This is a genomic window from Actinomadura sp. K4S16 (assembly GCF_008327685.1).
In the GTDB taxonomy this organism is placed as follows: domain Bacteria; phylum Actinomycetota; class Actinomycetes; order Streptosporangiales; family Streptosporangiaceae; genus Spirillospora.
The window spans coordinates 290,869-310,155 of record NZ_BDDE01000017.1; the positions used below are offsets into that span (position 1 = coordinate 290,869).

18 protein-coding genes, 1 tRNA gene and 1 pseudogene are annotated in these 19,287 nt (G+C 69.9%); 11 read left to right on the forward strand and 9 right to left on the reverse strand.

Going from position 1 to position 19,287, the window contains the following annotated elements:
* Nucleotides 1-265 precede the first annotated feature (265 nt).
* The 3 genes from K4S16_RS27405 (at nt 266) to K4S16_RS27415 (ending at nt 4,990) form a co-directional block, all read left to right on the forward strand.
* The gene (locus K4S16_RS27405; protein WP_235037108.1) at nt 266-2,677 is read left to right on the forward strand and encodes a M4 family metallopeptidase; all 2,412 of its coding nucleotides are present in this window, start codon (nt 266-268) and stop codon (nt 2,675-2,677) included.
* Between the two features lie 71 nt (nt 2,678-2,748).
* Nucleotides 2,749-4,269: a M28 family peptidase gene (locus K4S16_RS27410; RefSeq protein WP_149261904.1), complete on the forward strand. Its 1,521-nt coding sequence runs from the start codon at nt 2,749-2,751 to the stop codon at nt 4,267-4,269.
* Between the two features lie 508 nt (nt 4,270-4,777).
* Nucleotides 4,778-4,990: a DUF2277 domain-containing protein gene (locus K4S16_RS27415; RefSeq protein WP_149261905.1), complete on the forward strand. Its 213-nt coding sequence runs from the start codon at nt 4,778-4,780 to the stop codon at nt 4,988-4,990.
* Here the strand turns inward: K4S16_RS27415 and K4S16_RS27420 are convergent.
* Nucleotides 4,987-6,009 (reverse strand): aspartate-semialdehyde dehydrogenase, encoded by a 1,023-nt coding sequence (locus tag K4S16_RS27420; protein ID WP_149261906.1) that lies wholly within the window; start codon nt 6,007-6,009, stop codon nt 4,987-4,989. The genes K4S16_RS27415 and K4S16_RS27420 overlap by 4 nt on opposite strands.
* 97 nt (nt 6,010-6,106) lie before the next feature.
* Nucleotides 6,107-7,258, reverse strand: a complete 1,152-nt coding sequence (locus K4S16_RS27425) for an acyl-CoA dehydrogenase family protein (RefSeq protein WP_149261907.1) — start codon at nt 7,256-7,258, stop codon at nt 6,107-6,109.
* 138 nt (nt 7,259-7,396) lie between these two features.
* Between K4S16_RS27425 and K4S16_RS27430 the strand changes: the two genes are divergently transcribed.
* On the forward strand, nt 7,397-7,711 hold the full coding sequence (locus K4S16_RS27430) for a PspC domain-containing protein (RefSeq protein ID WP_149261908.1): 315 nt from the start codon (nt 7,397-7,399) through the stop codon (nt 7,709-7,711).
* A gap of 8 nt (nt 7,712-7,719) precedes the next feature.
* Here the strand turns inward: K4S16_RS27430 and K4S16_RS27435 are convergent, their stop codons facing one another.
* Nucleotides 7,720-8,976, reverse strand: coding sequence for an MFS transporter (locus K4S16_RS27435; protein ID WP_235037109.1), 1,257 nt, complete (start codon nt 8,974-8,976; stop codon nt 7,720-7,722).
* Nucleotides 8,977-9,143: 167 nt separating this feature from the next.
* Nucleotides 9,144-9,494, reverse strand: coding sequence for a metallopeptidase family protein (locus K4S16_RS27440; RefSeq protein ID WP_375708348.1), 351 nt, complete (start codon nt 9,492-9,494; stop codon nt 9,144-9,146).
* Between the two features lie 65 nt (nt 9,495-9,559).
* Here K4S16_RS27440 and K4S16_RS27445 point away from each other — a divergent pair, with 65 nt between their 5' ends.
* Together K4S16_RS27445 and K4S16_RS27450 are read left to right on the forward strand one after the other, a co-directional pair.
* Nucleotides 9,560-11,170 (forward strand): metallophosphoesterase, encoded by a 1,611-nt coding sequence (locus K4S16_RS27445; protein WP_149261910.1) that lies wholly within the window; start codon nt 9,560-9,562, stop codon nt 11,168-11,170.
* A gap of 71 nt (nt 11,171-11,241) precedes the next feature.
* A tRNA-Glu gene (locus K4S16_RS27450) sits at nt 11,242-11,314 on the forward strand.
* A gap of 28 nt (nt 11,315-11,342) precedes the next feature.
* On the opposite strand, the gene K4S16_RS27455 is transcribed toward K4S16_RS27450, so the two are convergent.
* From K4S16_RS27455 to K4S16_RS27465, 3 genes are read right to left on the reverse strand one after another with little or no spacing between them, the layout of a single operon-like run.
* The gene (locus K4S16_RS27455; RefSeq protein ID WP_149261911.1) at nt 11,343-11,558 is read right to left on the reverse strand and encodes a hypothetical protein; all 216 of its coding nucleotides are present in this window, start codon (nt 11,556-11,558) and stop codon (nt 11,343-11,345) included.
* Nucleotides 11,559-11,593: 35 nt separating this feature from the next.
* The gene (locus K4S16_RS27460) at nt 11,594-13,066 is read right to left on the reverse strand and encodes a hypothetical protein (RefSeq protein ID WP_149261912.1); all 1,473 of its coding nucleotides are present in this window, start codon (nt 13,064-13,066) and stop codon (nt 11,594-11,596) included.
* The gene (locus K4S16_RS27465) at nt 13,063-13,386 is read right to left on the reverse strand and encodes a hypothetical protein (RefSeq protein ID WP_149261913.1); all 324 of its coding nucleotides are present in this window, start codon (nt 13,384-13,386) and stop codon (nt 13,063-13,065) included. The genes K4S16_RS27460 and K4S16_RS27465 overlap by 4 nt, the downstream gene beginning before the upstream one ends.
* 307 nt (nt 13,387-13,693) lie before the next feature.
* On the opposite strand from K4S16_RS27465, the gene K4S16_RS27470 reads away from it, so the two are divergent.
* Nucleotides 13,694-14,812, forward strand: a complete 1,119-nt coding sequence (locus K4S16_RS27470; RefSeq protein WP_160161051.1) for an RDD family protein — start codon at nt 13,694-13,696, stop codon at nt 14,810-14,812.
* 45 nt (nt 14,813-14,857) lie between these two features.
* Nucleotides 14,858-15,142: a hypothetical protein gene (locus K4S16_RS27475; RefSeq protein ID WP_149261915.1), complete on the forward strand. Its 285-nt coding sequence runs from the start codon at nt 14,858-14,860 to the stop codon at nt 15,140-15,142.
* Nucleotides 15,143-15,305: 163 nt separating this feature from the next.
* Here the strand turns inward: K4S16_RS27475 and K4S16_RS45215 are convergent, their stop codons facing one another.
* Together K4S16_RS45215 and K4S16_RS27485 are read right to left on the reverse strand one after the other, a co-directional pair.
* On the reverse strand, nt 15,306-15,599 hold the full coding sequence (locus K4S16_RS45215) for a transposase (RefSeq protein ID WP_235037119.1): 294 nt from the start codon (nt 15,597-15,599) through the stop codon (nt 15,306-15,308).
* Nucleotides 15,596-15,952: pseudogene (locus K4S16_RS27485) on the reverse strand (hypothetical protein); the annotation flags it as partial. The gene K4S16_RS45215 and the pseudogene K4S16_RS27485, both read right to left, overlap by 4 nt.
* A gap of 178 nt (nt 15,953-16,130) precedes the next feature.
* Here K4S16_RS27485 and K4S16_RS27490 point away from each other — a divergent pair.
* The 3 genes from K4S16_RS27490 to K4S16_RS27500 all read left to right on the forward strand — a co-directional run bounded on the left by K4S16_RS27490 (nt 16,131) and on the right by K4S16_RS27500 (nt 19,236).
* The gene (locus K4S16_RS27490) at nt 16,131-16,691 is read left to right on the forward strand and encodes a hypothetical protein (RefSeq protein WP_149261917.1); all 561 of its coding nucleotides are present in this window, start codon (nt 16,131-16,133) and stop codon (nt 16,689-16,691) included.
* 332 nt (nt 16,692-17,023) lie between these two features.
* Nucleotides 17,024-17,770 carry a hypothetical protein gene (locus tag K4S16_RS27495; RefSeq protein ID WP_149261918.1) on the forward strand — a complete coding sequence of 249 codons (747 nt, stop codon included), beginning with the start codon at nt 17,024-17,026 and terminating at the stop codon, nt 17,768-17,770.
* An 8-nt stretch (nt 17,771-17,778) separates the two neighbouring features.
* Nucleotides 17,779-19,236, forward strand: coding sequence for a hypothetical protein (locus tag K4S16_RS27500; protein ID WP_149261919.1), 1,458 nt, complete (start codon nt 17,779-17,781; stop codon nt 19,234-19,236).
* Nucleotides 19,237-19,287 lie beyond the last annotated feature (51 nt).

Below are 19,287 nucleotides of genomic sequence, written 5' to 3' on the forward strand. Positions count from 1 at the left end.
GGCCGGTTCACCGGCCCGGCCCGTCCGCGCTGGCAGACCACGGCCTTCCATTGGTTTCAGAGATTCCCTCCACAGAATTGAAAATCCAGAACCAAATGGATTTATTGACTCCCTTCCCGAACCACGGTGCACTTCGGGTCAGCTCATCCGGATGAGTCCCCATCCAAACCCCCCGCCGGGCGGGCGGCGGTTCATGGAGCGCCCTCACAAAGGGTCTCCACGTGCCCCACCCCCTCCCCGCCCGGCACGTGGAAGGAGCACCCCCGTGAGACACCAGACCGCGATCGGGGCGGCGGCGTTGTCCGTCGGCCTCGCCGTGGCGATGTCCTCGCCCGCCTCAGGTGCGACACCCCGCACCGCCCCCGCCGCGCTGGCCAAGCCGGACCCGCGCGCCGTCGCCGCCGCCTCGGCCGACCGCCTGGTCGCGGCGAAGCCCGCCGCGTTCAAGAAGGCCCCCGAGGACCGGATCGTCCGGCGCGGGGTCACCTCGGGCCTGCGCGGCCTGCAGTACGTGGCCTACGAGCGCACCTACGACGGCCTGCCCGTCTACGGCGGCGACTTCGTCGTCACCACCAACGCCAGCGGCGGCGTGCTGAGCACCACCGTCGGCCAGACCCGCAAGCTCGACGTGTCGACCAAGGCGTCGATCGGCGCGGCGCAGGCCGCCAAGACGTCGCGCGCCCGCGTGTCCAAGGTCGAGACCGCGTCCACGCCCCGCCTGATGGTGCTCGCCGAGGGCTCCGGACGCCTCGTCTATGAGACCGTCGTCAGCGGCACCCAGAAGAAGGCCCCGACGAAGCTGCACGTGTTCGTCGACGCCAGGTCCGGCAAGGTCGTCAAGACCTACGACGAGGTCCGGGACGCGGCCGACGACCGCAGCAACTACCACGGCACGGTCGACCTCAGCACCGCCGCCACGTCCATGAGCGACCCGCAGCGCTCCGGCATCCGGTGCGGTGGCCAGAACGGCTCCACCTACACCGGCACCGACAGCGCGTGGGGCAACGGCAGCGGCACCGACCTGGAGACCGCCTGCGTCGACGCCCTCTACGCGGTCCAGAAGGAATGGGACATGCTGGGCTCCTGGCTCGGCCGCAACGGCATCAACGGCAGCGGCGGCGGCTTCCCGCTCCGCGTCGGCCTGAGCGACGTCAACGCCTACTGGAACGGCAGCTACACCAACTTCGGCCACAACCAGGCCGGCACCAAGCAGGCCACGTCGGTCGACGTCGTCGGCCACGAGAACGGCCACGCCGTCTTCACCACCACGCCCGGCGGCGACAGCGGCGGCAACGGCAACGAGAAGGGCGGGCTGAACGAGTCGGCCGGCGACATCTTCGGCGCGCTGACCGAGCACTACATGAACGAGCCCTCCACCTACGACCCGCCGGACTACCTGGTGGGCGAGGAGGTCGACCTGGTCGGCCAGGGCCCGATCCGCAACATGTACAACCCGTCCGCGCTGGGCGACCCGAACTGCTACTCGTCCTCGATCCCGAGCACCGAGGTGCACGCGGCGGCCGGCCCGCAGAACCACTGGTTCTACCTGCTGGCCGAGGGCTCGAACCCGACCAACGGCAACCCGACCAGCCCGACCTGCAACAGCTCCACCGTCACCGGCATCGGCATCCAGAAGGCCGGCCAGATCTTCATGGGCGGCCTGAACCGCAAGGTGACGAACTGGAGCCACGCCCGCGCCCGCATCGAGACGATCAACGCGGCGCTGCAGCTGTTCCCCGGCTCGGCCACCGAGTGCAACGCGGTGAAGGCGGCGTGGAGCGCGATCAACGTCCCCGCGCAGAGCGGCGAGGCGGCCTGCGGCACCCAGCAGAACGACTTCTCGATCTCGCTCAGCCCCGGCTCCGGCACCGCCCAGGCGGGCGGGACGGCGACCGCCACGGTCAGCACCCAGACCACCGGCGGCACCGCGCAGCAGGTCTCGCTGTCGGCGACGAGCAGCCCGTCCGGCCCGACCGCGACGTTCTCGCCCGCCACCGTCACCTCGGGGCAGTCGTCCACGATGACGGTCACCGTCCCGGCCGGGACGGCTGACGGCACCTACAAGCTGACCGTCCTCGCCGACGGCGCGTCCGTCGACCGAACGGCCACCTACACGCTGACCGTCGGGCAGGGCCAGCCCGGTGCCGTCTACTCCGACGACTTCGAGTCGGGAACGGGCTGGACGACCAACCCGAACGGCAGCGACACCGCCACCACGGGGCGCTGGGAGCGCGGCACCCCGCAGCCGACCAGCTACTCCGGCACCAACCTGCAGCTCGCCGCCGCGAGCGGCAGCGGCGCCCTCGTGACGGGCGCGGCCGCCGGAACCGACGCCGGAACCTATGACCTGGACGGCGGCACCAGCACCGTCCAGTCCCCGGCGATCAGCCTGCCGAGCGGCACCCTGTCGCTGAAGTTCTCCTGGAACTTCGCCTACCTCAACAACAGCTCGACCGACGACTACCTGCGCGTCCGCGTCGTCGGCGCGAACGGGTCGAGCACCGTGCTGAGCCAGAGCGGCGCCATGGCCAACAAGGCCGGGGCGTGGCAGACGGCGACGTACGACCTGTCCGCCTATGCCGGCCAGTCCGTCCGCATCGTCGTCGAAGCGGCCGACGCCGGCACCGCCAGCCTCGTCGAGGCGGGCATCGACAACCTCACCATCACCAAGGCCTGACCGCCCCCCGCCCGCGGCCCGTGACGGGGCCCGCTCCCCCGTCGCGGGCCGCGCCCTACCTGGAGGAACTCATGAGATCGCGTATCTTCGCGACCCTGGGCGCGGCGGCCCTGGCGGCGTCGGCCCTGCTCGCCCCGTCCGGCGCCGCGGCCGCGCCCACCGCCCTGGCCGCGCCCGACATCCCGCTCTCCAACGTCAAGGCGCACCTGTCCCAGTTGCAGAGCATCGCCAACGCCAACGGCGGCAACCGCGCCCACGGCCGCTCCGGCTACCGCGCCTCGCTCGACTACGTGAAGGGCAAGCTGGACGCCGCCGGCTACCAGACCAGCGTCCAGTCGTTCACCTCGAACGGCGCCACCGGCTACAACCTGATCGCCGACTGGCCCGGCGGCGACACCAACGACGTGCTGATGACCGGCGCGCACCTCGACAGCGTCACGGCCGGGCCCGGCATCAACGACAACGGCACGGGCTCCGCCGCGAACCTGGAGGTCGCGCTCGCCGTCGCCCGCGAGAAGTACGCACCCAAGCGGCACTTGCGGTTCGGCTGGTGGGGCGCCGAGGAGCTCGGCCTCGTCGGCTCGACCTACTACGTCAACAACCTGCCCTCCACCGAGCGGTCGAAGATCAAGCGCTACCTGAACTTCGACATGGTCGGCTCCCCCAACCCCGGCTACTTCGCCTACGACGGCGACGGCTCCAGCGGCAGCGGCGGCCCGGCCGGATCCGCCGAGATCGAGCAGACGCTGCGCGCCCACTTCCAGTCGATCAACGTGCCCGTCCAGGACACCGCGTTCGACGGCCGCTCCGACTACGGGCCGTTCATCCGGTACGGGATCGCCGCGGGCGGGCTGTTCACCGGTGCCGAGGGGCGCAAGACCACCCAGCAGGCGCAGCTGTGGGGCGGCCAGGCGGGCGTGGCGTTCGACCGCTGCTACCACTCCTCCTGCGACACCGCGTCCAACATCGACGACACCGCGCTCGACCGCAACGCCGACGCCATCGCGTACGCCGTCTGGACGCTCGGCGGCGACGGCGGCACCCAGGAGCCGCCCGGCGACACCGTCTTCTCCGACGACCTCGAATCGGGCACCGGCTGGACGGCCAACCCGAACGGCAGCGACACCGCCACCACGGGCCGCTGGGAGCGCGGCACCCCGCAGCCGACCAGCTACTCCGGCACCGACCTGCAGCTCGCCGCCGCGAGCGGCAGCGGCGCCCTCGTGACGGGCGCGGCCGCCGGAACCGACGCCGGAACCTACGACCTGGACGGCGGCACCACCACCGTCCAGTCGCCCGCGATCGCGCTGCCGGCCGGCTCGAAGACGCTGTCGTTCTCCTGGTACCTCGCCCACCTGAACAACAGCTCAAGCGACGACTACCTGCGGGTGCGGATCGTCGGGCCGAACGGCTCCACGACCGTCCTCAGCCAGGCGGGCGCGGCGACGAACCGCGCCGGGTCCTGGCAGACGCAGACCGCGGACGTCTCCGCCTACGCCGGCCAGACCGTCCGCATCGTCGCCGAAGCCGCCGACGCCGGCACGGGCAGCCTCGTCGAGGCCGGCCTGGACAACCTCAAGATCACCAAGTAACCGCAGGCCGAGGGCCGTTTTCAGAGTTTTGCACGGCCCCGTTCACACAATTGAAAATCCAGTGGCGGATGGATTCGTTGACACCCCACCGCCCGCCGCGATGCACTCGTGGACGGCCCCTCCCCCACCCCCAGGGCCGTTCACCAGTACACCGCACGGGACGATCTCGGCCCGCCCCGTGCACAGGAAGAAGCCGGGGACCCCGCCCCCCGCCAGCGCCCCCCGGCAGATGCCGGGGGGCGCTCTGTGTCTATGGCAGCGCTCTCCTCCTTCGGGCCTGGCGGCCCTCCATCGTCGGGCACTGCGGGCGATCGCTGGCATCGCTCCGGCTCGCCTTGGCGGCTCGCTTCGCGATCAGATTCTTGCTTCGCTCGAATCTGCCTTCGGACGCGATCGCGAGCTCCCAGGTTGTTGCGTGGTTGCTCGAGGGCTGAGATTCGTGCGGGCGTTCATGCCGCCTCGGGGCTGCGGTCCTCAAGCTGTCGGTGGGTGGGGGCAGACTGGGGGTATGTGCCGCAGCATTAAGACGCTTCGACCGCCGTATGCCGACGTTGTCACCGATGAGGACGTGAGGGCGGCGGCGCTCCAGTATGTGCGCAAGATCTCCGGGTTCCGGGCGCCCGCGTCGCACAACGCCGAGGCGTTCGACCGGGCCGTGGAGGAGATCGCGCGGAGCACCGCCGCCCTTCTCGAGTCCTTGGAGGTGCGGGGGCGCCGCTAGCTCCCCGCGGCGACCAGTTCGGCGATCTGGACGGTGTTGAGGGCCGCGCCCTTGCGCAGGTTGTCGCCCGAGCAGAAGAGGGCGAGGCCGTTCTCCACGGTCTCGTCGCGGCGGATGCGGCCCACGTAGGTGGGGTCCTGGCCGGCGGCCTGGAGCGGCGTCGGGACGTCCGACAGGACGACGCCGGGCGCGCCCGCGAGCAGCCCGCTCGCGCGCTCGGGGCTGATCGGGCGCTCGAAGCGGGCGTTGACCTGCAGGGAGTGGCCGGTGAAGACGGGGACGCGGACGCAGGTGCCCGACACCTTCAGGTCCGGGATCTCCAGGATCTTGCGGCTCTCGTTGCGGAGCTTCTGCTCCTCGTCGGTCTCGGCGAGGCCGTCGTCGACGATCGAGCCCGCCATGGGGAGGACGTTGAACGCGATCGGGCGCACGTAGACCGACGGCTCGGGGAACTCCACGGCCGTCCCGGAGTGGGTGAGCCGGTCGGCGGTCTGGACGGTCTTGGCCGCCTGGTCGTGCAGTTCGGCGACGCCGGCGAGGCCGCTGCCGGAGACGGCCTGGTAGGTGGAGACGACGAGGGCGGTAAGGCCGGCCTCCTCGTGCAAGGGGCGCAGCACCGGCATCGCGGCCATCGTGGTGCAGTTCGGGTTGGCGATGATGCCCTTGGGGCGCTGCGCCGCGGCGTGCGGGTTGACCTCGGCGACGACCAGCGGGACGTCCGGGTCCATCCGCCAGCCGGAGGAGTTGTCGATCACGACGGCGCCGGCGGCGGCGACCTTGGGCGCCAGTTCCCTGGACGTGGTCTTGCCCGCGGAGAACAGCACGATGTCGAGGCCGGTGTAGTCGGCGGCGGCCGCGTCCTCGACGGTGATCTCGGTGCCGTTCCACGGGAGCCTGCGGCCCGCCGAACGGGCCGAGGCGAACAGCCGCAGCTCGTCCACCGGGAATCCCCGCTCGGCCAGGATCTCGAGCATCTTGGCCCCGACCTGTCCGGTGGCCCCGACGATGCCGACTCTCATGCCGCTCCCTCGTGTAGATCGCTCGACCGGGCGAGTCTGCCCAGGTCGGATGCAGGACGTCCAGTGAATAACCCTACGTGGAGGGTTCAAGGAATGCTTAACGGAAGGCGTCCAGCCCGGTGACGGCCTTCCCCAGGGTCAGCAGGTGAACCTCCTGGGTGCCCTCGTAGGTCAGGACGCTCTCCAGGTTGTTCATGTGCCGGATGACCGGGTATTCGAGCGTGATCCCGTTGGCGCCGAGGACGGTCCGGGCCTCGCGGGCGACGTCCAGCGCGGCGCGGACGTTCGCGAGCTTGCCGAACGAGACCTGCTGCGGGGTCACGGTCCCCTCGTCCTTGAGCCGCCCGATGTGCAGGGCGACGAGGCCCGCCTGGCCGAGGGCGACCTCCATCCAGGCGAGCTTCTCCTGGGTGAGCTGGAACGACCCGATCGGCTTGCCGAACTGCTCGCGCGTCTTGGCGTAGTCGACGGCCGCCTCGTAGCAGGACCGCCCGGCCCCGACGGCGCCCCACAGGATGCCGTAGCGGGCCTCCGAGAGGCAGCCGAGCGGGCCTTTCAGGCCCTTCACGTTGGGCAGCATCGCCGACTCCGGCAGCCGCACGCCGTCCAGCACCAGCTCGGAGGTGACCGACGCCCGCAGCGAGAGCTTCCGGTGGATGTCGCTCGCGGCGAACCCCGGGGTGCCCTTCGGGACGAGGAAGCCGCGGATCCCGTCGTCGGTGCGCGCCCAGACCACGGCGACGTCGGCGATCGACCCGTTGGTGATCCACATCTTGGCGCCGTCCAGCACCCAGTCGGCGCCGTCCCGGACGGCGCGGGTGCGCATGTCGCCGGGGTCGGAGCCGCGGTCGGGCTCGGTCAGCCCGAAGCAGCCGATCGCCTCACCGGCGGCCATCCTCGGCAGCCACTCGGTCTTCTGGTCCTCCGACCCGTACTTGTGGATCGCCGCCATCGCCAGCGACCCCTGGACGGAGACGAAGCTGCGCAGCCCCGAGTCGGCCGCCTCCAGCTCCCGGCATGCGACCCCGTAGGCGACGGCGCTCGTCCCGGCGCAGCCGTAGCCCTCCAGATGCATGCCGAGCAGGCCCAGCTTGCCCAGCTCGGGCGCCAGTTCGCGGGCGGGGAACGTCCCGTCCTCGAACCAGGTGGCCAGGTGCGGCGCCACCTTCTCGGCCACGAAGGCGCGCACGGTGTCGCGGACCATCCGCTCCTCGTCGGTGAGCCGGTCGTCTACGCGCAGCACGTCCATGCGGGGTCTCCTCCGTCCGGGGCCGTCCGCCACGAGGGTACGTCGGGGGCGCGACCCTGACCGGGCAGGGGGGCATTCAGGGGTAAATCAGGGCGAATCCGGATGTCAGGGTTACCCGTGGCTGGGCATGATCGAGGCATGGACATGGAGAAGACCACCAGCAAGCAGCTCCGCCGCACCCGCGAGGGACGGATGATCGCCGGCGTGTGCTCCGGCGCCGGGCGGTACCTCGGCGTCGACCCCAACATCCTCCGGCTCGGCCTGGCCATCTTCACGATCTTCGGTGGCGCGGGCGTCGCGCTCTACGCGATCGCGTGGCTGCTCATCCCCGAGGAGGGCGCGGAGAAGTCGGTCGCCGAGGACCTGTTCAAGAAGGCGAGCGACTCCCCGACCGTCCAGGACGCCGTGCAGAAGACGAAGGCCACGGTCAACAAGAACCGGACCAGCGTCTAGGACGCCGTCTAGGACGCCTGGATACCGGACAGCTCGTCGCCGCCCCCGGACGGCGGGGTGACGACGACGGCCTCGACGCGCTCGCGCGCCCCGGCGATGACGCCGCCGCGGACCTGGTTCCAGCCCAGGGTCAGTATCGCGGCGGCCGAAAGGCCGAGGACGCCGGCGAGCGCGACCACGGTCTCCGGCCCGAGCACCTGGGCCGCGGCGCCGCCGATGAGGATGCCGACGCCCTGCCCGGCGAGGATGCCGGACTGGGCGAGCCCGAACGCCTGCCCCCGCCCGGACGCCGGGACCGCCCCCACGAACGCGGCGTTGGCCGCGAGCTGGTAGGCGCCGCCGACGCCCGACAGCGCCCACAGCGCGACGACGCACCACAGCGGCGGATGCGCGCCCGCGCCGATCAGCGGCAGGCACGCGAGCATCGACATCCAGCCCATGACGTGCAGCCGGCTCGCCGGCCGGACGAACCGGCTGAACAGCAGCGAGCCCACCACCATCCCCGCCGGCATCGCCGCCAGCAGCAGCCCGGCCGTCACCGCGCCGCCCCCGAACGTCGCGGCGTACGGGACGGCCAGGCCCTCGGGGATCACGTAGAACGCGCAGAGCCACGCGAACAGCACCAGCGACCGCAGCACCGGGTCGCCGAACACGAGCCGCACGCCGTCCCGCGTGCCGCGCCACAGCCCGAGCACCTGGCGCTCCCCGCGCCGCGGCGCGGGCCGCCGGCGCAGCCAGCCGACCAGGATGACGGCGGAGGCGCCGAACGTCAGCGCGTCCAGCCCGAGCGCCTCGTACGTCCCGACGACGGCGACGGCCGCGCCGCCCACCAGGAAGCCCAGCACCTGCGTGATCTGCTGGGTGACGTTCGCGATCGCCGACCCCGCCACATAACGGTCGCCTTCCAGTACGTCGGGCATGACGGCGGCGCGAGCGGCGGAGAACGGCGTCCCCAGCAGCACCGTCAGGAACACCAGCCCCGACAGCCCCGCGACCGGCATCGGCACGAGCGCCATCACCGCGACCAGCCCGGCCCGCAGGACGTCGCAGACGACCATGACCGTCCGGCGCGGGAAGAGGTCGGCGAGCCCGGACAGCACCGGCCCGCCCACGATCGGCGGGATATAGGTCAGCGCGTACATCAGCGCCGTGAGCAGCGTCGACTTCGTGTGGTCGTACACGAGCACGGCGAGCGCGACCTGCGCGAGCTGGTCGCCGACGAACGACAGGGCCTGCGCGAGCCAGAGAGCACGGAACTCGCCCACCGCGAAAACCTCACGGTAGGTCGCCTGCTCATCCGGCGGACGACGATGCCGGCCGGTCTGCCTTCCCGCCACGCACGCTCCAGTTCAGTCCGCCCGGTGCCGGGCGCCCTCCCCTATTAACTCACGCTGCGTGGCAGTCGCGTGACCTACAGTACACATTTCTCGGATCAATATCCGAGTTCGTGCAGCCGCTCGTCGTCGATGCCGAAGTGGTGGGCGATCTCGTGTACGACTGTTATTCGGACTTCTTCCACCACGTCATCCTCGGTGTCACATATACGGAGGATCTCGTTGCGGTAGATCGAAATGTGATCGGGCAGGACGGCCCCGTACCAGTCGCCCCGCTCGGTGAGTGGTACGCCTTGGTATAGGCCGAGCAGGCCGCGCTCCGGCGCGTCGTCCTCGACGACGATGACGACATTGCGCATGTGGGCGGTCAGCTCGGGCGGGATGCTGTCGAGAGCCTCCCCGACGAGGTCCTCGAACGCATCGCGCGACAACTCCATCACACCGGTCATTCTGCTCGACAGAAGGGGAACACGTGCCCAAGGTCCGCGCCGCGTTGACCCAGGCTTCCGCAACCGTGCGCGCCTACGCTGCGCGCGCCCGCGACGCCTGCTCGCCCGTCACCCGCCGCGCCCGACCCGTACTCACCAGCCGTTGGACGCGGTTCTTCCTCGTCTTCATCATCGGGCTCGCCGCCGGCTACCTGGGCCTCCTCGCCGGCGGCCGCTACGTCACCCCCGTCGGCCCCGCGGACGTCCAGCTCAGCCTGCACCCGTCCCTGCACGGCGGGACGACCCTGAAGCTCCCCCCGCTCGGCTCCCTCCAGCTCGACACCCACGGCGGGCCCGTCTCCCTGGAGGCCCGCCTCACCGACCTGCGCCCCGACCAGGCCAAGAAGCTGATCGAGGACGAGACCGCGCTGGACCGCCTCACCGACCACATCGCGGGCCAGCTCCGGCACGGCATCGCCGAACTCCTCCTGCGCGCCGTCCTCATCGGCCTGGCCACGAGCTTCGTCGCGTCCCTGCTGCTCTTCCGCTCCTGGCGGCGCGCCCTGCTCGGCCTGGGCTCCGCCGCCGCGGGCCTCGTCGCCCTCACCCTCGTCACCTGGGGGACGTTCAACCCCCAGTCCATCGCCGAGCCCCGCTACACCGGCCTGCTCGCCAACGCCCCCCAGGTCGTCGGCGACGCCCGCAGCATCGTCGAGCGCTTCTCCGCCTACCGCGCCCAGCTCGCCCGCCTCGTCGGCAACATCTCCGAGCTGTACGCCACCACCTCGACCCTCCCCACCTACGAGCCCGACCCGTCGACCATCCGCGTGCTGCACGTCTCCGACATCCACCTCAACCCCGCCGCCTGGAACGTGATCAAGTCCGTCAGCACCCAGTTCAAGGTCGACGTCGTCATCGACAGCGGCGACCTGATGGACCACGGCAGCAAGCCCGAGGACAAGTTCGCGGACGAGATCTCCGACCTGAAGGTCCCCTACGTCTACGTCCGCGGCAACCACGACTCCAAGCAGACCCAGAAGGCCGTCGCCCGGCAGAAGAACGCGATCGTCCTGGACGACACGACCCGCGAGGTCGCCGGCCTGCGCGTCTACGGCCTCGGCGACCCCCGCTTCACCCCCGACAAGAGCACCCGCGACGACTACGTCGGCGCCGACCAGCTCCGCGCCGAGGGCCTGCGCCATGCCGAGCGGCTGCGCGGCGGGGGCGACCTCCCCGACCTCGTCGTCACCCACGACCCCACCGAGGGCGAGGGCTTCTCCGGCGTCGCCCCCATGATCCTCGCGGGCCACACCCACGCCCGCTCGACGAAGCTCCTCCCCACCGGCTCCCGCCTCTTCGTCCAGGGCTCCACCGGCGGCGCGGGCCTGCGCGGCCTCGAACACGAGCAGCCCACCCCCATCGAGCTGTCCGTCCTCTACTTCTCCCGCGCCAGCCACCGCCTCCAGGGCTGGGACGACCTCCGGCTCGGCGGCCTCGGCCTCACCTCGGCGCAGATCGAGCGCCACCTCGAACCCGCCCCGGACCGCGCCGTCAAGCCCCAGCCCCCGGCCACGTCCCCGCCGGCGTCCCCGACGTCCCCGTTCCCCTCGGAGTTCCCGTCCGACTGGCCGTCCCGCACCCCGTCCCCGACGACCTCCCCGTCCCGCACGCCCACCCGCACCCCCTCTCCGGGGTAACCGTTTGCACGCCGCCCCGCCACGTCCTCTAGACTTGGCGAGTCGAGTGGCGACCATCTCCGCCACCACGGGCCCCCTTCGTCTAGCGGCCTAGGACGCCGCCCTTTCAAGGCGGTAGCGCCGGTTCGAATCCGGTAGGGGGTACTCTCGGAACCGGCTCGGCCGGAACCGATCACCACGTTCGCGGCATCGCGAGCCTGGCCTGCTCCGCGTTGAGGTCGGCTGCGATCTCGGCGGCGCGCTCGTTGACACGCTGAACGAGCGCTGGAGTCGGCTCTTCCAGATTCTCCAACGGGTCGAGCACGCGCGCTTGCCGCCGAGCCAGATCCTTGCTCTTGGCTTTGGCCGTCGCCACCTGCGTCTGGTGCTCGCACAGCCCACAGGTCATATAGTGCCTCAGCACGAACACCGGCCGGGCTCGCGTTATGGGTGGGTGAGGCGGCTGAGCGGGTCCGATAGTAGTTGCGCGGCGAGCACCGATGCGGCCAGCGCGCCTCCCTTGGGGAGGTCGCGGGAGCCGAAGGCAGTCCGCAGCTTCTCCACGAGCTCGGAGAATTTCAGAGCCCGGTGCGGATCGCAGAAGGCCTCGACGCGCTTGGCCGGCACGCCCCACGCGAGCAGCGCTGTGCGTGCGTCCCCCGCCACCGCCGCGCGGACGGCGTCGAGCGCCGGCCGATCGGCCTCCTGCTCTATTTCCGACATGTCCGCCGCGACGTTCTCACGCGCGCGGCTCTGGGTCAGGTCGAGAGCCTCGACAAGCCGCAATTTCATGGGCGGCAGCGGCGAATGGACTCCTGGAGTCCGGGCCAGCCATTCCGTGGTGAAGCGGTGCCCGTGCTCGGAGAAGTCCGTCGCTCGGTGGGTGGCCTCCACCAGGTCGTTCAGGAAGATCTCCGCGAAGCCGCGTATCTCGGGCCTGAGTTCTCCCATCAGCCGGGCAGCCCGGACCGGAGCCGAGGGGTGGGTGCGACCGCTGCGGATGAACACCGCCCGCTCGTCGCCGTAGATCGCCAGCATCCCTATCAGGGCTCCGAGAGCGGCCCCGGCCTCGGGGAACATTCCGAGCCCACCGGCCGCGCGAGTCCCTGCGACGGCGTGTTCGCCGACTCGTACCGCTGCCCTGTAACCCAGCAGATCCGCGTCGAGTTCCCGCTGCTGGCTGTCCGTGCAGGCCGACAGGTCCTCGGCCGGAGAGAACGCGCTCGCAGCGGGAGGATGCTCCAGTACGTGGTGGGCGGCCTCATGGCACAGCACGAACACCATCGCTTGCTGCGCCAGCAGCCAACTGACCTGCTGGGCTCGGCGGGGCACTCGATACCCCAGTTTCGCGGCCAGCGCGAAGACACGCTGGTTCACGTAGTAGTAGCGGAGCAGCCCGGTCAGCAGCCCCCGGTCGATGCCGAGGCTCCTGGTGCGCTGGGCTCGCCAGGCGTGCCTCAACCGGCTGAACGGCAGGGCGGAACCAGCAGGCACGAAGCCTTCCGCAGCGCATCCGCTGTAGAGAAGGCACAACGTCGTGGTCGCGTCGGAGAACTGGACCAGTCCCCATCCGCTCTCCAGCGGACGCATGCGAGCCGACACCGCTTCGCTGTTGATGGCGACGAAGGAGAGCAGGTCCAGGCGTTCAGGCCGGTTGGTCAGCTCGGCCATGGCCTCGGTGACCTGCTGTTTGAGTCCGTGGGTCAGCGCATCGACCGGATTGGCGTGGCCGCCTTCCCCCTGGCTGAGCTTCCACTCGGCCATGAGGCGTTCGAGTTCGGCGCGCCCCGCATGGTCGCCCATGTCGGTGAGTTCTTCGAGCAGTTTCTCCAGCTGGTCCTCACGGTTGATGCCGGAGAGGCGTGCGGCCGCCTCGCCCGGTGACTCCGGCTCCGGCTCGGCCTCGTCCGTGCTCATCGCGGCGCGGGGGCGTTCTGGCAGAAGGCGCCCAGGCCGATCCGCGCGATCAGGACGGCGACGATCACCGATGTGGGGCCGAAATCGTCGGTGAGGAGTTCGGCGATGGCGGCCGCGTCGATGACGCGGTCGGAACCGCTGGTCCCCAGGAACGGCCGGATCCCTTCGTGATGGCAGATCTTGCGCTGGAGATCGCGGTGCTTGTCGGCGAACCACTGCTTGCCGAAGCGACGCTGTTCCTCCTCGTCTTCGGGGGACAGCCCCACCCCTTCGCCCAGCAGTTCCGCTCCGAGCAAGGTGTAGAGCTCGTCGTCGCTCATGCCCTGATACTCGACAAGGTCCACGGCGATCCTCTCCAGCAGGCAGGGTCCTCGACATCCAGACCTACCGGAGACTCGTTCACCCTGGCGTCGCGTCAGGCAGAGTGGCCAGTGTCGGTCTGCCATGCCCGCGACCAGCGTGTTGGATCGCCGCGATGGGCCGGCGGTGACGTGGCGCGAGGCCACAGTGGGTCTGTCTGAGGCCTGGGGCATGCTTGCATTTACGCTCATGACGGCTCCCCTGTATGTCCCTGCGGGGACTTCCCCAGATCGGGATCCGGGCGAAGACGGCCGTGTCGTGCGGGTGTTGGCGAGCACGCGGCAGCGGGTCGCGGCCCGGGCGATCGACCTGCTGGTCGCCTTTCTCATGGTCCTGGCAGCCGTGTCGCCCGTCTACGCGGTCGTCCTGCTGTCCGACGGCTCCTCCTCCGCGGCGACGGCCTGGGCGGCCGCCCCACTCGTGATCACCGGCATGGCCGGTCCGCCGCTGCTGCGCGTCGGGGGGATCGTGCGGTGGGGCTGCACCCTGGGCCAGCGGGTCGCCGGGATCCGGGTGGTGCGCGAGGAGGACGGGACGCGGGCCCCGGGATGGCGGCGGTCCTTCCGGCGGTACGTCCTCCCGAGGAGTGCCTCGCCCGTACCGCTGATCAGCGACCCCTGGGTGTACAGGAAGGACGACCGGCTGAGGCAGTGCCTGCACGACCGGCGCGCCGGGACGGTGGTCGTCCGGGCCCAGGCGCCCCCGGCGCCCAAGGAGACCGGCGGACTGGCGGCGCTCGGATCTCCCAGCCCGGCCGGGCTCCCTGACCATGTGCACCGCTGGGAGGCACGCGAGCGCAAGCGGCGCATCGCGCTCGGCTCCTCCCTGGGCGTTCTGGGGGCGGCCGTTCTGTCCGCACCGTTCGCCGCCGTGCTCATGACCGGGCCATCCGCCGTCAGCGGCCCGGCGTTCGAGGTCGAAACCTTCTACGACGACGCCACCAGGTTCGAGAACCGCTTCGGGGGACGTTCCGAGACCTACGAGCGAACGGCCGCCGAGGTCCTGGACGATGAGGAGGGCTGCCTGGCGGGAGCGACCAGTGAGCAGGCCCGGGCCGTCCTGCGCCGAACGGGGTGCGAGGGACGGATCGAGATCGCGTTCAGGACCACGGACGGCGTCCTGGTCAGCAGCCACGTCCTCAAGTTCCACGACCGGGCTTCCGCCGCCGGTGCTCAGCGCCTTTTGCGGCACACCGACCTGCGCTTCGTTCCCGGCGGCCGCGTCGACCCGCCGGGCGGCGCCCTCATCGGCCAGGTCGGAACCCGGGACCGCTACGTGGTCGCCACGACCGCCGTCTCTGCACGCCGGCCTGAAGCGGCGGCGAAGGCGAAGAACGCCTTCCTCCTGATCCACGTCCCCACCCTCAACGTCATCCTCTGGCTCTGAAGCTCCGCGCCTCGCGGGTTCACCATCGGGTCGCGCCTGACCGCCTTGCACGACCAGTCCCTGCGGCTAGGCCGGATCGTCGACGACCTCGCCGAGCTGTCCGCCTCGGAGTCGGCCGCCCTGTCACTGCGCCCGGCGGACGTCGACATCGGCGCCGTGGCGCGCGAGCCGGTCGCCGCACGCCGCGCCCAGCTAAACGCGGCGGGTCTCACCGTGCACACCGGCATCGACGACGGCGTCGTAATCCGCGCGGACGCCGACCGGATCCACCAGGCGTCGGCAACCTGCTGTCCAACGCGGCCCGCTACTGCCGTCCCGGCGACTCGGTGACGGTGCGGGTCCGGGCCCAGCGGGACGAAGCCGTCATCGAGTGTCAACGACGGCCGAAGTCTAGCTCTGGCACACATTCCGTGAAGCGGAGCGCGTCAGTCAGCCAGGAGGACGCGTTTGCGCAGGAGGTCGGGGTTGACGCGGCCGTACATCTGCCTCTTGATCAATTGATGCGGTTGACGTGGCCTTCGACGGGGCCGGAGCTGCAGAGCAGGGTGAGTCCGGCGGTGACGGCGTCTTGGTCGCGGCGCAGTCCGGTGACGAAGGAGTGCAGTTCGGGCAGGTCGTCACGGACAACGGCGGTCATCCAGGTCTCGAGCCGTTGTTCTCGGCGGTGGACCATCATCTCGGCGAACTCGCGGACGCGCTCGCGCAAGACCGCGAGCTGCGGGCTGGCATCGCAGAGGATGTCCAGGCGGTGCTGGTCGCCGGGGTCCAGGTGGGCGGGGTTGCTCAGGAACCAGGCGGTGGCCTGGCGGACCGTCGGCGGACGCGGACCGTGCGGTGCGGGCCGGCCGGTCCGCCAGGGCTGGAGGTATTGCCGGACCGTGGTGACGGCGCCGCTGTATCCGCGTTCACGTAGTTCTGCGTGGAGCCGTTGGGCGTTGCCTGGTCCCAGCGTGTGCGCAGGTAGGCGTCGTAGGCCTGGAGGTCTTTGGTGCGCTTTCCGGTGCCGCCGTGGACCAGGAGCAGGTCGGGATCGGCGGTCCGGGCGAACCGGCGGATGGTGTTGCGGCTCAGCTGCAGCTCGTCGGCGATCTGCTTGATGGTGCGGCCGTAAGTCAGTAAGGCGTGCACGGCGGCGTGCCGCTGCCGGGTGCGGACAGCGACCCGGTCGTTTCTGCCTTCGGGGAACCGGGACGTCCGCTCGGGTGATCACCGGTGCGGGGTCGATCAGGTGCCCGTTGTGATGCCGGGCCGTGGTCACGACGGGCGAGGTGACCTCCGGGGCGCAGCACCCGGTAGGCGGCCGGCAGGAACGACCGGCGTGGAAGGCACTGTCGATCAGGACATCCGACAAGTAGGCTGGGCACGCTCCCTGTGCCCGCCCTGGCTTTGGTTCGGCGGTGCAACTCCCGGCCGTGGGCGGGGCGGCGATCACCAGGGCGACCTGTCCCGAGTGGTCGGCGATACCGCCGTGCATCTGGTCGGCACGACGCGGGCGCATCGCGACTCGTCCGAGGTGTTCGTGCGGCAGGGAGGCGCGCAACTGCGCCCCGATGTGCTGGGCGAGCGGGAGGTGCGGAACGCACGCGACGGCGCGCCAGTCGAGTTCGGCCGCGGCGCGCAGGGTGGCGGAGTTGGTGGTGAACGCCTCAGCGATCACGTCGCCTTCACCGGTGGCGGTGGTAATGAGATGGCGCGCGAGCCCGGAACTGATCGTGCCCAGGTGCCGTTCACAGGTTCGGGGCTGCGACGCTCGGTGCGCGGGGCCTTGCCAGGGCTGCACGTTCTGGGCGGGCTGGTCGGTGGTGTCGTCCGGGCAAGCCAGACGATAAGTGGCAGCAGTTGCCGTGCACCGCTGGCGGGCGTCGGGTTCGGCTGGTAGGTGCTGGTCATGTTGGGTGACCCGTGGTGGTCGCCCGGTCCCCTGTCTCACCAAGTAACTGACACCGCCCACCCCGATCTTGGACACGCGCGGCGCGAATTTCTGCCCGCGTTTACCGCGGAGCCTGGCGTGCGGGTAGTTGATCTGGACCGATGTCTGAAATATTCAATTTCACACCAAGAACCGATCGAGAACTTCTGTGGCCTATATCCTGGAAAGGTGAATATCTCCCCTACCGCCTGCCAGCACCGGCGTGCGGATTTCTAGAAAGCGTCCACTGGTGGCTACGTTGGCTTTAACCTGAAGGCGAGAGAACAACTCCGGGAGCCCCTGTGGCAAAGCTAACCGAGGAAGAGCGTAAGCGTCGGGCGTTGATGCGCGCGCGGCGTGAGGCTCTCGCCGCCGAGCAGGAAGATCGCCGACAGGAAGAACAGCGACAGAAGTGGGTACGCGACGGCGCTTATCTAAGCCGTGAGGAGTTTGAAGCGGGCGAGCCTTGTCGGGGCTGCGGTGAGCCCCTTCTGGATCAACGTGGCGACCGTCTTGCGCTGATGCATATGACGCCGGAACAGCGCGAAGAGCATGATCGGGAGGAAGCGCGTTACCTCGAGCGTCACGGTGAATGCCGTTCCCATCGATGGAGCATGCAAGGATCACGCACCGTGCACTGCGGATACTGCTGCCCACCACATCCCTTGAGCCACAGGCAGATCGAACAGATCAGCAGAATTTTCACGTCCGTCAAGTCGGAGGTGCGGAAACGGGATCTCGATGACTGGGATCTCACGCTGACCTGCGATCACATGGTTCGCGTTACACAGCACCGCGATCACGACTACTACTCCCGGCGGATCATCGACTGTCCCACCTGCAGCGCTCGCCGAGGTGTCGTCCAAGCCCATCGCATCGGCCCCACGGACGACGCTGAGGGGCGTGTGCGAACGGCACGACTGGCCGAAGAGCTCCAAGCCGCGGAGGCGAAGCTGGAGCGGCAGAACAAGTCGATCACGAAGACACAACGCCGGATCGAGGAACTCGGCGCACAGCTCAGGGACCCCGGCTCGGCTGCAGATGAGTGAGCTGATGGATGCATCGGTGGGATCCGCTCAACGAGCGCCAACTGGACGTCTTGCGCCGGATCGGCGAAGGGAATGACCTGAGCCGACCCGAAGACGTCGCTCTACGCACCTCGGCTCGGGCCTTGCAGAGCCGCGGACTCGTCGATGTCAGCCGTCGCGATGGCAGGTGGCAGGCGTCCATCACCGAGGCCGGACGGTTCTACCTCGAGCATGGTCAACACCCCGACCACCCCGACCGCAGGCGCGATAACTCAACTGCTGAGGAGAAAGGGCCGTCGTCTCGTCCACGCGCCCGGACGCCACGAGCAGCGGCCCCGCAAGACTATTCGGGAAAGAACCGGACGCATCCTCAGACGTTGGTCTCGGAGAAGCGCTATGCGGCGGCCACGGCCCTGATCGAGCGCCTGACTTCTGAGCAGCGCCTCATCATCGAAAAACCAGACGAGGAGACCGTCGGCCAGTGGCGCCGCACGATCAACTACGTTAAGCGGCACAAGCTCGAGCCGCCCGGTCGATGGATCGAAAAGCGGAAGGAGTGGAACGGAAACCTCGTCATCGAGCTCCTCACCGGCGATCCTCCAAACAAGCGCGTCAATGCGAGTGACGACGCTCCGAGCATTCCGGTGCCCTCGCAGCTCCGGGCCCTGCATCCGGTGGTTGCCCGCCTCCGCGACGATGAGCACCGCCTCGTCATGCCACGCCACCGCAGGCGACGCTGCCTGCTCATCCTCCAGGCGCTGGCAACCGAGGCCGAACGGCGTGGCCACGCCGTGCACGACGAACCGGTGCCCGAGCATCACAGGAGCCGGCCCTACGCGTACCTGGGGAAGCACTATCCGAGCAGGTATTCTCGCCGTGACGGCGCGATACGCATCGCAATCGAGAAATTCTCCTACGCGGTGACCATCGCAGAGGAGAACCCGCAAAGCAGCGATCCCGAAAAGGTCGAGCGTCTGGTCGTCGAGGTCACGCGGTACCGCTCGAACGGCCGGCAGTGTCGGTGGGCCGATCGAAAGCGTTGGCAAGTCGAAGATATTCTTGAAACGGTCCTGCGTGAGCTTGAGCAACGCGCTGTGGAAGATGCCGCCCGTGAGGCCGAGGAAGAGCGAGCCCGAACCGAACGACGACGGCGCTGGGAACTCGCCATGGCCGAAGCACGGCGGAAAGCAAACGAGGCCAACGAGGCGACTGCGCTCCGCGAACAGATCTCCAGGTGGCGCGAGTCTCAGGAGATCGGCGCCTATTGCCGAGCGCTGGAACAACGTATTGACCGTGAGACACCGGATACGCCCGGGGTGCGGGAGGCTCGAGAATGGCTGTCGTGGGTGTGTGACTACGCCGCTTCACTCGATCCCCTTCGGGCACTGCCCTCGCACCCTGAACATCCGGAGCTGCGCCCAGAAGATCTCAAGCCCTACCTCAAGGACTGGAGCCCCTACGGCCCAGAGGAACGACGGGCTTGGTAAAAGATCGGATGTCCCTTCCTGGGCAGCCTCGTAGAAACGACGCCCTGGGTC